The organism is Fulvivirga sp. AWR4_260, assembly GCF_056158185.1.
Map to the genome: position 1 here is coordinate 462,298 of NZ_JBSWSU010000015.1, position 13,124 is coordinate 475,421.

The window sequence follows — 13,124 nt, forward strand, 5'->3', positions numbered from 1 at the left end:
CTATTTCAGCTTTTAAGGGTTAAATTTTACTTATAAACTTCATTAATACTTGTCCTGTTCCTGTATTATACAGGATTTTACGGCCTGTATCACCTCCGGTGTTAGCGGCTATAATAGGAATTCTATAATCTTTAAGCATATCTTCGGCTAGTTGCACGTTTTGCTGAGCTATGCCATAAGATGCCATTTTTTCATATTGCGAAGCGCCTCCAAAAACCTTAGCGATAAGATTTTTTTCATTAGCACCTAGTCTTATCATCCTTTCTAAGAGCTTTTCTATAGCTATATTCCCATATTTGGGAGAGGCTAATCCGGAGCCTTTCCATACCGGTAGCATGTAATGGTTAATGCCTCCAAAAGCCGAATACTTATCGTATAGGCATACCGAAACACAAGAGCCCAATACTGTTTGTACTATAGTGGGCTTTCTTTCTGCGAATAATGAGGAGGCAAAAAGAAAATGAGAAGGTAAATTGGCTGGCGCATCAGTCATTAGAAGATTTGATCATTGCCAAACATTGATTCATCCCACTTATCCATTTTATTTGCATTTTGTTTTATTTGGCAAGGTATGCTCACGGTGAAGGTGCTTCCTAAATTACTGCTGTCCGTAAGAGATAGTGTTCCTCCTAAAATCTCTGTGATTTCTTTGGTTATAGATAAGCCAAGGCCATGGCCACTATGTTCTTTTTTAATGCCATAGTCTAGTTGGTAAAACCGTTGAAATATCTTTGATTCCTCTTCTTTTTTTACCCCTTTGCCTTCGTCTTTGATGCTCATTTTAAAAACTCCAGATTTAAAAAATGCCTCAACTTTAATTACACCATGCGGCTTTGAGTATTCTATTGCATTAGAAATCAGGTTAGAAATAACGATATACATCATGTAGCTATCCGTAACTATGCACAGCGGCATTACTTCCATTACTTGAGAGAAAGAAAGGTTTTTTTGATCTATCTTAAATTGGAAACTATCAATAACGTCATAAATTAATCTGGTGATGTCCACCATTACCATTTCAGGGAGTAACTTGCCTGCTTCTATTTCTGCCGCGGCAAAAATATTACGCATTTGAAAGTCAAGGTTGAAGGCTTCATTATGGATTAAAAAAGCTTTTCTTTGAATAGTTTCAGGTTCAAGCCCATCTGCCTGCATTAAAAATTTGGATAAACCCAGTACTGAAGAAAGAGGGTTGTTGATTTCATTTCTTATGTTGGATAAGAAATTTGTTTTTAATTGTTCAGACCGCTTTAATTGTTCTCCTAGATCTTCAACAGTTTTGAATATTTCACTTTGGCTATCCAGCCTGTCTTCTCGGGCCTTGGCTAGTCTTGAGCTCAAAATGTTTATTAATTCATCATCTGATAGTCCCATAGGCATTATTTTTTTTGAAAGATGGTAGGTCTTTTTTGGCTCACAGGTAAGTTCATGTGGTATATAGATTCGGAATGTCCAATAAACAAATAGCCACCTGCTTTGAGGTGAGATAAAAGTTTAGAAACCACTTTCTGTTGAGTGGGACGGTCAAAGTAGATTAAAACATTTCTGCAAAATATTAAGTCATAATCGTGGTCAACGTCCAGCGTACCATCAATTAAATTTAACCTTTTAAAACCAACTTTGCTACGAAGTGCAGGCACTATTCTAACAGTACGGTTGATTCTATCTTTACTTTTTAGTAAATATCTTTTCTTAATTTCTAACGGGATATCTTCTACATCTTTTTCAGTATAAATGGCCTTGAGGGCTTTGTTGAGTATTTTTGTGGAGATGTCAGTAGCCGTAATTTTATAATCAATTTTGTGTTTTAGACCATATTCTTCCATTGTCATGGCTATGGTGTAGGGTTCTTCTCCCGATGAGCATGCTGAGCTCCATACCTTGAATGGTGTTCTGCTATGGCTAGCGGCATATTCGGGTAAAATATGTTCAGCCATAAATTGAAAGTGCATGGGTTCCCTAAAAAAATCAGTTTTATTGGTCGCTATTGCATCAATCATATGAACCAACTCTTGTTTGGCACCTGCAGGGCTCATTACAAAGTCGAAATAAGCTTCAAAAGAGGTGAGGTTAAGGAAAGAAAGCCTTTTTCTTAACCTACTCTCTACTAAAACTTTTTTTGGGGAGGGTAAATTTATACCGCATTCTTTATAAATAAAGCTACTTATCTGTTGAAATAACTTAGTCGATAAATTTACTGATGCCACACTTTCTAACATAGGCTTTAATATTTTTCGTACCCACTATCCAAACTATCTGCGCCTCCCATATCTAATTTAACGCCACCTTTTTTTGTGCTAGGAGCAGGTGTGTATACATGCTTTTTGGCTGGCTGTGGTTTTACTTTTTTAACTTCTGTAGGCTTGTTTGCAGTCTTTTTAAATTGCTGCATATTATCCACTCTAAAGAAAGAAATAGTTTCTTTAAGGTGTTCGGCTTGGCTTGAAAGTTCTTCTGCGCTTGTTGCCATTTCCTCAGCAGCAGCAGCATTTTGTTGTATGATTTGGTTAAACTGCTGAATGGCATTATTTACCTGATCAGCTCCTGCATTTTGTTCGATACTAGCCGCTGAAATTTCTTGCACTAGCTTTGATGTATTTAATATGTTAGGCACAATATGCTCTAAGAGTTTTCCAGATTTGTCTGCAACGGAAACACTAGAGCCTGATAAGTCATTGATTTCGGCAGCTGCGGTTTGGCTTCTTTCGGCTAGCTTGCGTACTTCTGCTGCCACTACAGCAAACCCTTTTCCATGATCTCCTGCTCGGGCTGCTTCTACGGCAGCGTTAAGTGCCAGTAAGTTGGTTTGGCGAGCTATTTCACCAATTATTGTGATTTTTTGTGCTATTTCTTTCATGGAATCCACTGTAAGGTTTACGCTCGCACTACCTTCCTGAATGTCATCAGCGGCCTTTAAGGCTATCTTTTCAGTTTGCTGAGCGTTATCGGTATTCTGCTGTATGTTTGAGGCCATTTCTTCCATGGAGGATGATATCTGTTCTGCAGAAGCGGCTTGCTCTTGCGTGCCTTGGGACATAGATTGTGAGGTGAAACTCATTTGGTTGCTGGCAGTGGCAATATGATCAGAAGCTGTGGTAATAAATGAAATTACTTCTTTAAGTTTTATTACCATGGTTTTTAAATATTCGAGTAGTTCTCCTATTTCATCTTGATTTTTATTTTCTATTTTGATGCTAAGGTTGCCTTCCGAAATTTGCTTTATTATTTCTTTTGCCTCTCTTATAGAGTTACCTATAGACCTGATGATCCATGTGGATAGGCCGAATGCAATAATTAAGCTTACACCCAATAAAATCAAGGTGTTTCTTTTAGAGGCCGAATAAGCATGTTCTGCATGGTTGCGAGCCTCGGCCAGGGCTTTTTCATTTTTTTTGACTATTCGGGTAATCGTGCTCACCGCGGAAAGGGCAGCATCTCGTGCTTCGGTGGTAGATACTGTGTATGCTTCTATGTCTGAAGAGTCGCTGTTAATAAGTGCTAGTTTTTTAATTTTTGAAAAGGATTTTTGATAATCTTCCCATTCGCTGTTGAATTCATCGATTATAGCTTTTCCGTTTTCATCAGAAATAGAGTTGAGCTCTGTTATGCGTGAAGATAGTTCTATGTTTCTTTCGTCAATCATTCGTAAATACTCGCGCACTTCCATCTCGGTATTTACTAATATTACTTCTTTTTCTCTTTTAGTAATATATTGAATGTCTTCAGCTGCTTTTGATGCTAATATTAATCGCTTAACGTTAATATCAATTATTTGATTGATGCGGTCATTGAGGCTGCTTAAGTTGGTGTTTCCTAAGTAAAAAATGATGCCACTAAAAGCCACCAATAGTGTGAAGGCTAAAATGAGCCTTGATTTGATACTTGTTGTCATGATGTAGGTTGGATTAAGTGGTTTTTTCTTCTTTGGTTGCATTTTGCAGCATGCTTAAATCTTCTGCATTGAATACACGGTTCAGGTTGAGCATCATAATAAATTGATCATCCATTTTAACCATGCCGTCAATAAACTCCGATTTATATTTAGAGCCAATCGATGGGGGCTCTTGCATCTCGCTTTCACTTACTTCCAATACTTCCTGCACAGTATCTACCAATGCACCTATTTCTAATTCATGCTCTTCTAGCTCTATAGATAATACAATAATGCAGGTATTGATGCTGTCTGAAATGGGCTCAAATCCAAATTTATATCGTGTATCTATAACTGGTAGTACATTTCCTCTTAAGTTGATAACACCGCGCATATAGGCGGGCGCTCCAGGAACTTTTGTTATTTTAGAAAGTTCTAATATCTCTTTAACTTGAGACACGTTGGCCCCAAAAAATTCTTCTCCTAAACGAAAAGTGAGATAGGACTGAATGGCAGACTCATTTGTTTCCATACTCATTAGTTATATAAAAAAATTACAATTGTGCTTCTTCTTCTTTTTGAATTAGCTGTTTAATAAATTTATTAGTGTCTAGTACAAGGGCTACACTCCCGTCTCCTAAAATGGTAGCTCCGCTAAATTCGTCTTGGTTTTGGTAAAGCTCACCTAGTGGCTTCATTACGGCTTGGTATTCTCCTATTATAGTATCTACAGTTATGCACACGGGAAATTCATCATATTTTATTTGAATAACTTGTGTCACCTCTCCTGTATGCGGTTGTTCATGAAAAGCCGACCTTAGGTTAAATACCGGAGTTAGTTTGCCGTCAAAAACATGTTTTTGACTTACCTCATCTGATAGCTTATCTGTATATATCTCAAAGCATTTATCTACATGATTAAGCGGAATAAGGTAGTCTGTGTCAGCTATTTTTACCAACATGCCATCCATGATAGAGAGCGTGAGAGGTAATTTAATAGTAATGGTGGTTCCTTCTCCTTTTTTTGAGGTGATAAATACTTCTCCTTTTATGGCTTCAATCTTTCTCTTTACTACATCCATTCCTACGCCTCTTCCAGAAACATCAGTGATGGTTTCGGCAGTAGAAAAGCCAGGGAGAAATATTAATTCCAGGGCTTTGTCTTCATTAAAATCTGAGGCCCGGGAGATTAGCCCTTTTTCAAATGCTTTTCGCTTTATTTTTTTAGGGTCAATGCCTTTGCCATCATCTTTTATTTGGATGTAAACATGTGTGCCTGAGTGGTAGGCATTAAGCTCTATGGTGCCATGGGCAGGTTTGCCCGCTTTTAGCCGATCTTTAGGGGATTCGATACCATGATCAATGCTATTTCTAATAATATGTAATATAGGATCACTAAGGTTTTCAATTAGTGATTTGTCAAGTTCTGTTTCTGTACCTAGGGCTACAAAAGTAACTTCTTTTTCTAGCTCACTAGCCAAATCGCGGACCAGACGCTGAAAACGAGTTACAATTATTTCTATAGGGACTAAGCAAATAGAGAATGTATTGTCCCTTAATCTTCGAGTGATTTTTTCCATGCTTTCAGCAAGGCTTGTCAACTCTGGGTTCTCATTTTTTTCGGCAATAAGCGTTATCTGAGCTTGGGTAGTGACTAGTTCGCTTACCAAGTTCATTAGCTCGTCAAGCTTTGAGGATGCAACTCTTATGCTGTTTTCTGACTTTCCTTTTTCTGAAGATGTTATAGTTTCTTTTGTTTCCGCTTCTTCGGTATGCGTTTTTGCTAATGTTTCGATTATTTCTAGTCCGAAAATGGGCGATTCAAAAGGCTTGGATTCTATGGTGTCTTTGAAGTTTTCAATTTCTAGTAAATTGCCAATGGCCAATTGCTGAATAGTTATATGGCACTGGTCTTCCGCAAAAATGAAAACATCGTTTATTTCTGAAATAGGCTTTTCTGTAGCTAAAATAATTTCAAAAGAAGTATAGCATTCATCGGGCTGTAAAGCTGAAAACTCAGGTATTTCACTGCCACTAGCGGCTACCGCAGCTTCACCTAAGGCAGCTACATCATCAACTAAAAAAAGAGGGTTTGTGCCATTTTTAAAGATGGAGGAATGCGGCTCTATTAATACATAGAAGGTTTTAATCTCTTCTTTTTCTTCTGTAGTTGTGGTGGTTTCAGGGGCGCTGTCGTCTGTTTTTTCCAGAATAGCTTCAATACTTTTTGTTATCTTTTCATGGTTGCTTTTATTTTTAGGATCATTTAAAAATTGGTCGTTGAGGGTTCTTTTTAAATGGTCTAAGGCTATGAAGGTAACATCAAGAATTTCTTTAGAAGCTTTTATCTTGTTATTTCTTATTTGGTCATAGATAGTTTCAAGGTGATGAGTAGTTGAACTTATAGAGTCAAATCCAAACATGCTGCCGCCCCCTTTTAAAGTGTGCATGATTCGGAAAATTTCTTTTACTGACTGTTCATTTTCTAAGTCCTGTTCAAAACTCAATAGTGCTTTTTCAAGATTGGCAATAAGTTCTTCAGCTTCTTGTAAAAAGGATTTTTGAAACTTATCCATAATTATCTAATTACTTTTTGAACTACGGCTAATAACTTTTCTTGTACAAATGGTTTTACAATCCAGCCTGTGGCTCCAGCTTCTTTGGCTTGTTGTTTTTTTTCAGCTTGAGATTCTGTAGTTAGAAGCAGTATAGGTGTAGTAGCATAGTCATTTTTGGCTCTTACTTCTTTGATAAGCTCTATACCATCTAGTTTCGGCATGTTAAGATCAGTAATTATCAGGTCGATAGGTTGTCCATTGAGCTGGTCTACAGCGTCTTGCCCATCTATAGTTTTTATTACTGTGTAGCTGGCAGACTGTAAGGTTAGTTCTACCAAATCTCGAATGCTTTCTGAGTCGTCAGCGATAAGTATAGTTTTACTCATGAATATATAGTTAATTAAGTTGTTTGTAATTGTAATAGTTGGGCTAGTCCTGTTTTTTTGATTAGGAGTTCGTCATTTGGACTTACATCAGCTATGATTTTGCAGCTTTTACCTTGGTTGGTGATGCTTTCGCTGTAAGACCATAACATTTGTAAGAAGCACAGATCAATGCCGATGGGCTCGTTTATTTCTAGCTTTATGTTTTTGCCTTCGAGTTTTATCTCTTGAAAAAGCTCATATAAATAACTAGCATGCTTAACCGTAAGGTCTCCTTTTATTTTAAGGTGACATGTTTCTGTGGATTCTTCTATTTTAGTTATTTCTGGCTTCATTTTTATTTTATAATATAAGCTTAAAAAAGGAAATCTGAGGCAGAAGTATCAGCTTTGTTTGTCTTTATTTCTTGTATTATTACCTCAGGACTAATAGATTCTACTCTTAGATAACTGCTAAGTACCTGGCGCTCTGACGCGGTAGAATACAATGTTTCAAAATATGAAACTTTTTCTTTTACATCAATGACTAGTCCATCGAGACCTAGGTCTATAATGGATTTAAACATATTTTTGATTCTATCAACCCATCTTATTATGAGGTTGTAAGTTTCAGCAGTATATTGAGGTTTGTCTTCCTGATCTAATAGGTTGAGACAATTGTTAATATTGTCTATGGTTTTGTATAATTCTATGCTGGCGACTTCAAACTGAAGTAAGTTGAGCTTGAATACAGAGTGTGTAGCTTGTGGAGTTGCAGAACTCTGAGTTTGCTGCTGGCTAAGCTTTTGCTTAATAACTGCATGAATACTTTTAATATGCTCAACTTTTTGTTGTAGCAGGTCAAAGTATTGCAGTTCTTCTACCAATGAAGGAAGCGCATTTTTATTGGTTTTAACCTCTTTTACTTTTTTGATATAATTGGAAATCTGCCTGAATTCAGTGCCTGTGATCTGAAGGAAGTCAGACAGAATTTTATCCAAATCTTTTAATAGGTTGTTTAAAAGTTCGATTTCTTCTTTTTTCATCTGCCAACATCAAAATAAATCAATGGAAATTTTTTGCATGAAGAATGTGAAAATGACTCTTTTTTGAAATTCTACCTGCGTAGAAGTAATAAGTACATCCACCCATTCTCCAGCATTATTTTTTATCATAGTTTCAGTTCTCACTGAAATCTCCTTTTCTTCGCTATTGTGGTGATAATAAGGTTTTGCTTTATCTCCATCTTTGCGGATGGATACTTCCATTAAGTTTGATAGTTTGTTATTGATGATTTCTGCTTTATTCATAGCGAATATTTCTGCAGCTATGCTATTGCAGAACTCAATCTTGCCTGACTCATCAAAGCTGATTACACCGTCAACGCAGCCTTCTAGTATGGCATTGTTGCGGTTTTTTTCCTCTTCAGCCGATTTGAGCTGCTCTTGAAGTTTTACTTGTGTTTCTTCTTGAAGCCTGTGTATTTCTACCAGTTCGTTAGCCTGTTTTTGGGTTAGCTCTTCAAGTTTTAGTTGAGTTTGTTTATTTACTTTCTGATTGAAGCTATGGGCGGCAATGCTTTCAGCTACTCTTTCAATGTAATCTATCTGCTCGGGCTTGAAGCCTTTAAATGAGGCTAATTCTATAGCACCATATAAATTGTTTTTAAATAATAAGGGCACCATTAGTACTGATGCGGGCTCAGAGTTTCCTAGTCCTGATTCTATTTTTAAGTATTGAGAAGGTATATTTTCTAATACTAATGTTTCTTTCCTTCTTCCTAGCTCGCCCAATTGCCCTTGGCCTAGGTATATCTTTTCATCGTTATTGGCCAAAATGCCATAACTAGATAGGCTGTGGAAATATGGATTTTGGTCATCGTCTTCGTAGTTATATAGTACGCTGGCCATAGACGATACTGATTTTGATAAAAGAGAGATTATTCTTTTGTATAAATCGGGGTCTTCACTACTGGTTTTGAGTAGTTTTTCTAGCTCTGATAAGCTGTTGTTGATCCATGATGCTTGTTGTTCTTTGCTGGATAGATCGTCAAGCTGCTGTTGCATTTTTTTGAGCGACTCGCCAAAATGCCCTGTTAAATGAACACTTACTTCTTCATCAACACGGTTTGTGGTTATTTGATCTACAAATTTAGAGGCCGATTGTTGGGTTTCTTTGTAATATCGGGCCAGTTTAATCATTCTATTTATAGGAGAACCCTTTATTTTTTTTCTCACACTTTCATCTACATTCTCTTCAAGAAAGAGATTGAGAGCATTTAATGGCTTCATATACCCATAATAATTGAATGCGGGAACACATATCATCACCATGCATAGTAATATTAGTGAGCTCGATTTGGTGTGTTTGTACCATTCTAAATGCTTGTTGTATCGCTGTATTGCTAATGTGGCATGCTCGTTAATAGAGTCTATAAACTCCTGCATGCTTTCTATGTTGTGAGCAGTTAGGGAGGTGTTACTAGTGGTGGATACCGTTCTAAATATGGGCTGGTTAAGTTTCTTTATAATTGATTCAGTTTCAATATTTAAATATCTTAATTCTCGTTGAAGTTGTTGTATGTGCTCTTGCTGCTGTTTGTCAACAGTGCTGTTGTATTGTAGCTCTAGGTGAACTTTCTCTAGTTGATTTTGAATGGACTGAAGCTTTACGATGAGCTCATGTTGTTCGGCCTTTTCTTCTGCGAAATAAAAAGTCACGAATAAAGAACCAGCCAAAAGAGTAAATACTACTATTAGCACTATAGTATAGAGGCCGCTTCTGTGAATTTCTTTCATGGCACGCTGATTTAGGAATTCTTAGTAAATAATTAAGAGTTATGGTTTCTTTATATATCAGACATGCACACGTTAGGTAAGCGGACTTTTCAAAGGATTTTTATAATTGAGTGTTATCCTTAGTATTGTTGATTTTGTATTTAATTGAAATGTCTCTGTATTATTTTGCCTTATGAGTTTTGTAGAATAGTTGCTTCGTAGTTTGGCTAAATTATTTTTTCATTTATTAATGCTTGATATAGATAAAATATGATACGGTATTTTAATTGAATTATTTTATGTATTTATTGATTTATAATTAAGTGTAAGTTTCTTGGTCAATGTTTTGAAATAAAAAAAAGTTATGAGTTCACACTTACTATATTACACAACTAATATAAAACGGATTTTCTATTAAACTGATTAACAGCTTAATATGAAGGAGGCGTAATGAAACTGATTTTTGTCACCTGTTTATGTCATTTATTCTGTAGTTGAAAGTTGATATCTTCATGAGTAAACAAAGCCATATTAATTAAGGAGTTTCATTTAAATCAAAATTAATGGGCTTAATCTGCATTTAAGAGCATAAATCATATTGCTATGGATCTTTTTTCTAACAGCTATTTCGCATTATTTCTAATTATAGCCTTAGGTTTTATAATTGGAAGGATACAGATTAAAGGAATATCACTTGATGTTTCTGCTGTAATATTTGTTGCCTTAGTTTTTGGTCATTATGGAGTGTCTATACCTAAAGATTTTCAATATTTAGGATTGGTCCTGTTTATCTTTACTATAGGTATTCAGGCTGGGCCTGGTTTTTTTCAGTCATTTAAAAAGAATGGTCGAGAGTTGGCTGTCTTGGCTGTTATTCTTGTGGTATCATCAGGGTTAGTAACTTATGCCTGCTGCTCGTTTTTTGGGGTAGATAAAAGTTTATGCATTGGTTTGTTAACCGGTGCACTTACTAGTACTCCTGGTTTGGCTGCGGCTATTGATACTACAGGTTCTCCATTGGCTTCTATAGGGTATGGTATTGCTTATCCATTTGGGGTTATTGGGGTTATTTTATTTGTTAGCTTTTTGCCCAAAATATTGAGGGTGAACATTAAGAGTGCTGAGACTGATTATTTGAGTGAGCAGTCTACCGGGTATCCTGAAATATGTACACGAAACTTTATTGTCGAAAATGAAAATGTGGTGGGCAAAACCATTGAGTCAATCCATATCAGATATATGACTAAGGCGGTGGTTTCAAGGGTGATGAAAGGAGATGAGGCCATAACACCTACTTTAGATACGGTATTAAATAAGGGAGATATTATTAAGGCTGTAGGTGCGCATAGCGCTCTTGAAAGTGTGAAATTACTGATAGGGAGAGAGACGGATATAGAAATCCCTTTGGGAAAGTCTTCGGAGGTGCGCTCAGTGTTGGTGACTAATAAAAATGTGGTCAATAAAAGCTTAGCAGAGTTAAATATTTTAAATACTTATAGTGCTACTGTAACCCGTATTAGAAGGGCCGGAGTTAATATCGCACCTAGCCCTAGTTTCAGGTTTAAAATGGGGGATAAGGTAATGGTGGCGTGTAATAAAGATAATTTACCTCAAGTAATTAGAATTTTAGGAGATGATGATAAGCATTTAAGTGATACGGACTTCTTGCCGATTGCTGCAGGGATAATTTTAGGTGTGTTAGCGGGTAAGCTAAGTTTAAGCTTTGGAGATTTTACATTTAGTTTAGGCCTTACAGGAGGCATTTTATTAACGGCACTGGTGCTTGGTAGTATGGGGAAAACAGGGCCTTTTATGTGGACTATGACCGGGGCAGCTAACCAGCTTTTAAGGCAATTCGGCTTATTATTTTTTCTTGCAGCAGTGGGTACAAGTGCAGGTAAAAGTTTAGTGGCCACCTTCAATGAGTATGGAATAGATCTGTTTGTGTATGGTTTTTTCATTACTATTATTCCATTAATAATAGCTACAGTGGTTGCTAGGTATTTCTTTAAAATGAATTTACTTACATTGTTAGGAACACTCACCGGTAGTATGACTAGTACGCCAGGTTTGGCCACTGTAGATGGCATGTCTGACACCGATGCTGCCAGTATAGCTTATGCTACGGTATATCCTATAGCTATGGTTTTGTTGATCATTACGGTGCAGATATTAAGTCTTGTGGGCTAAATTTTATTAATACCGCAACAAAAGTTGTGATTTCGCATTTAACAGAGCTAAGGGGAGTAGTAATGTACTACCTTTGATTAGATGTGAAACTAAAAAATATATTTCATGAAACTAGGTTGGATAGGACTAGGAAAAATGGGGCGGCCCATGTCCCAAAAGTTGATAGAGGCAGGTTTTGACTTAACGGTTTATAACAGAACTAAAGCTAGAGTGTCTGAATATGACCAAGTGGCTGAATCGATAGATGAGCTGGTCAAACAAGTGGATGTGGTTATTATGATGGTGTCTGATGATGCGGCCGTAGAGGAGATTTTTAATGCTGATAATGGAGTAGTTGCTGGATTGACTAAGGGTAAAATTATAGTAAATATGAGTACCATATCCCCTGAGGTGAGCAGGTCCATGGATGCTTTGTGTAAAGTGTCTGAAGCATATTATGTTGATGCGCCTGTTTCTGGAAGTGTTAAGCAAGCCGAAGAAGCTTCATTAGTGGCTATAGTTGGAGGCGAAGTAGATATAGTTGAAAAAGTGAAGCCAATATTAAATGCCATGACTAAGGCTACTGTGCATATAGGTGCTGTTGGGGCTGGTAATGCTGCAAAATTAGCTGTTAACACATTTTTGGGAGTAGTGACTCAAGGTTTAGCTGAAGCTATTCAATTTTCTAATGCCATGAATGTAAAGACAGAGGACTTGTTGGGGATATTAAATAACAGCGCCTTGGGTAGTCCATACATTAAAATTAAGGGAGATGCTGTTGTTAATGATAACTATCAGGCAGCATTTACGCTTGAGCATCTTGCTAAAGATTTAAGGTTAGCAAAAGAGAGTGGATTAAAAGGGGAGGTAAGCCTTACTACTCATGATAATTTTCAAAAGGCTAATGAATCTTTGGGTGCAGAAGATGTTATGTCCATCATAAAATATTTAAAATAGTGAAGCGGGGCCAGAGGCCCTGCTGTTTCAGTTTTTATTAAGAAATAACCTGCTGGTAATTAGTAAAGCCAAGGCTACTATTGGCATTACTTGAGCCGAAGTAGGATCTCCACTTACAGTGTGGCCAATAAATGCAGAAATAAATGTGATTCCAAAGCCTGCATAGGCCCATTCTTTCATGACTTTTGGCGCAACAGGGATCACTAAAATCAGTACACCTATTATTTTAGCTATGGCCAATTCAATCCTAAGATAGTCCGGAAAGCCTAGAGTTTGAAAGCTTTCTTTCATGTGTGGGTTAGTGAAATATGCGTATGCACTGAAAAGCATCATGAGGCTTATTAATGCCGTAGGTATCCAATAAAATAATTTGTTCTTCATTTTTTACTTTGTTTCTAACAAACTTAAAGAAGCTTACTATACTTTTGTAA

At 36.7% G+C, this 13,124-nt stretch carries 13 protein-coding genes; 2 read left to right on the forward strand and 11 right to left on the reverse strand.

The features are described from left to right. Window positions 1–19 precede the first annotated feature (19 nt). The 10 genes from ACXACQ_RS08490 to ACXACQ_RS08535 are packed head-to-tail and all read right to left on the reverse strand — an operon-like array spanning window position 20 to window position 9,588. A complete protein-coding gene (locus tag ACXACQ_RS08490) occupies window positions 20–493 on the reverse strand; it encodes a chemotaxis protein CheD (RefSeq protein WP_474975503.1) in 474 nt (157 codons plus the stop codon). Further along, window positions 493–1,374, reverse strand: a complete 882-nt coding sequence (locus tag ACXACQ_RS08495; protein WP_474975504.1) for a sensor histidine kinase — start codon at window positions 1,372–1,374, stop codon at window positions 493–495. Before ACXACQ_RS08495 ends, ACXACQ_RS08490 begins: the two co-directional genes overlap by 1 nt. Window positions 1,375–1,379: 5 nt before the next feature. Next, the gene (locus ACXACQ_RS08500) at window positions 1,380–2,219 is read right to left on the reverse strand and encodes a CheR family methyltransferase (RefSeq protein WP_474975505.1); all 840 of its coding nucleotides are present in this window, start codon (window positions 2,217–2,219) and stop codon (window positions 1,380–1,382) included. Window positions 2,220–2,224: 5 nt separating this feature from the next. After that, window positions 2,225–3,892 (reverse strand): methyl-accepting chemotaxis protein, encoded by a 1,668-nt coding sequence (locus ACXACQ_RS08505; protein WP_474975506.1) that lies wholly within the window; start codon window positions 3,890–3,892, stop codon window positions 2,225–2,227. A gap of 13 nt (window positions 3,893–3,905) precedes the next feature. Further along, window positions 3,906–4,403, reverse strand: coding sequence for a chemotaxis protein CheW (locus ACXACQ_RS08510; protein ID WP_474975507.1), 498 nt, complete (start codon window positions 4,401–4,403; stop codon window positions 3,906–3,908). A gap of 22 nt (window positions 4,404–4,425) precedes the next feature. Further along, window positions 4,426–6,447, reverse strand: a complete 2,022-nt coding sequence (locus ACXACQ_RS08515; protein WP_474975508.1) for a chemotaxis protein CheA — start codon at window positions 6,445–6,447, stop codon at window positions 4,426–4,428. A 2-nt stretch (window positions 6,448–6,449) separates the two neighbouring features. Further along, a complete protein-coding gene (locus tag ACXACQ_RS08520) occupies window positions 6,450–6,815 on the reverse strand; it encodes a response regulator (RefSeq protein ID WP_474975509.1) in 366 nt (121 codons plus the stop codon). 14 nt (window positions 6,816–6,829) lie between these two features. Further along, a complete protein-coding gene (locus tag ACXACQ_RS08525) occupies window positions 6,830–7,147 on the reverse strand; it encodes a hypothetical protein (RefSeq protein ID WP_474975510.1) in 318 nt (105 codons plus the stop codon). Window positions 7,148–7,167: 20 nt separating this feature from the next. Beyond that, window positions 7,168–7,836 carry a hypothetical protein gene (locus ACXACQ_RS08530; protein ID WP_474975511.1) on the reverse strand — a complete coding sequence of 223 codons (669 nt, stop codon included), beginning with the start codon at window positions 7,834–7,836 and terminating at the stop codon, window positions 7,168–7,170. A gap of 9 nt (window positions 7,837–7,845) precedes the next feature. Next, window positions 7,846–9,588 (reverse strand): GAF domain-containing protein, encoded by a 1,743-nt coding sequence (locus tag ACXACQ_RS08535; protein WP_474975512.1) that lies wholly within the window; start codon window positions 9,586–9,588, stop codon window positions 7,846–7,848. 582 nt (window positions 9,589–10,170) lie between these two features. On the opposite strand from ACXACQ_RS08535, the gene ACXACQ_RS08540 reads away from it, so the two are divergent. Continuing rightward, window positions 10,171–11,757, forward strand: a complete 1,587-nt coding sequence (locus tag ACXACQ_RS08540) for an aspartate:alanine exchanger family transporter (protein WP_474975513.1) — start codon at window positions 10,171–10,173, stop codon at window positions 11,755–11,757. A 105-nt stretch (window positions 11,758–11,862) separates the two neighbouring features. After that, on the forward strand, window positions 11,863–12,693 hold the full coding sequence (locus ACXACQ_RS08545; protein WP_474975514.1) for an NAD(P)-dependent oxidoreductase: 831 nt from the start codon (window positions 11,863–11,865) through the stop codon (window positions 12,691–12,693). Between the two features lie 27 nt (window positions 12,694–12,720). Here the strand turns inward: ACXACQ_RS08545 and ACXACQ_RS08550 are convergent, their stop codons facing one another. After that, window positions 12,721–13,074: a DoxX family protein gene (locus ACXACQ_RS08550; RefSeq protein WP_474975515.1), complete on the reverse strand. Its 354-nt coding sequence runs from the start codon at window positions 13,072–13,074 to the stop codon at window positions 12,721–12,723. Window positions 13,075–13,124 lie beyond the last annotated feature (50 nt).

Coding starts and splice junctions, on each gene's coding strand:
- ACXACQ_RS08495 (WP_474975504.1), bottom strand. CDS start 1,374: ATGGGACTATCAGATGATGAATTAATAAACATTTTGAGCTCAAGACTA.
- ACXACQ_RS08550 (WP_474975515.1), bottom strand. CDS start 13,074: ATGAAGAACAAATTATTTTATTGGATACCTACGGCATTAATAAGCCTC.
- ACXACQ_RS08510 (WP_474975507.1), bottom strand. CDS start 4,403: ATGGAAACAAATGAGTCTGCCATTCAGTCCTATCTCACTTTTCGTTTA.
- ACXACQ_RS08520 (WP_474975509.1), bottom strand. CDS start 6,815: ATGAGTAAAACTATACTTATCGCTGACGACTCAGAAAGCATTCGAGAT.
- ACXACQ_RS08505 (WP_474975506.1), bottom strand. CDS start 3,892: ATGACAACAAGTATCAAATCAAGGCTCATTTTAGCCTTCACACTATTG.
- ACXACQ_RS08530 (WP_474975511.1), bottom strand. CDS start 7,836: ATGAAAAAAGAAGAAATCGAACTTTTAAACAACCTATTAAAAGATTTG.
- ACXACQ_RS08540 (WP_474975513.1), top strand. CDS start 10,171: ATGGATCTTTTTTCTAACAGCTATTTCGCATTATTTCTAATTATAGCC.
- ACXACQ_RS08515 (WP_474975508.1), bottom strand. CDS start 6,447: ATGGATAAGTTTCAAAAATCCTTTTTACAAGAAGCTGAAGAACTTATT.
- ACXACQ_RS08545 (WP_474975514.1), top strand. CDS start 11,863: ATGAAACTAGGTTGGATAGGACTAGGAAAAATGGGGCGGCCCATGTCC.
- ACXACQ_RS08535 (WP_474975512.1), bottom strand. CDS start 9,588: ATGAAAGAAATTCACAGAAGCGGCCTCTATACTATAGTGCTAATAGTA.
- ACXACQ_RS08525 (WP_474975510.1), bottom strand. CDS start 7,147: ATGAAGCCAGAAATAACTAAAATAGAAGAATCCACAGAAACATGTCAC.
- ACXACQ_RS08500 (WP_474975505.1), bottom strand. CDS start 2,219: ATGTTAGAAAGTGTGGCATCAGTAAATTTATCGACTAAGTTATTTCAA.
- ACXACQ_RS08490 (WP_474975503.1), bottom strand. CDS start 493: ATGACTGATGCGCCAGCCAATTTACCTTCTCATTTTCTTTTTGCCTCC.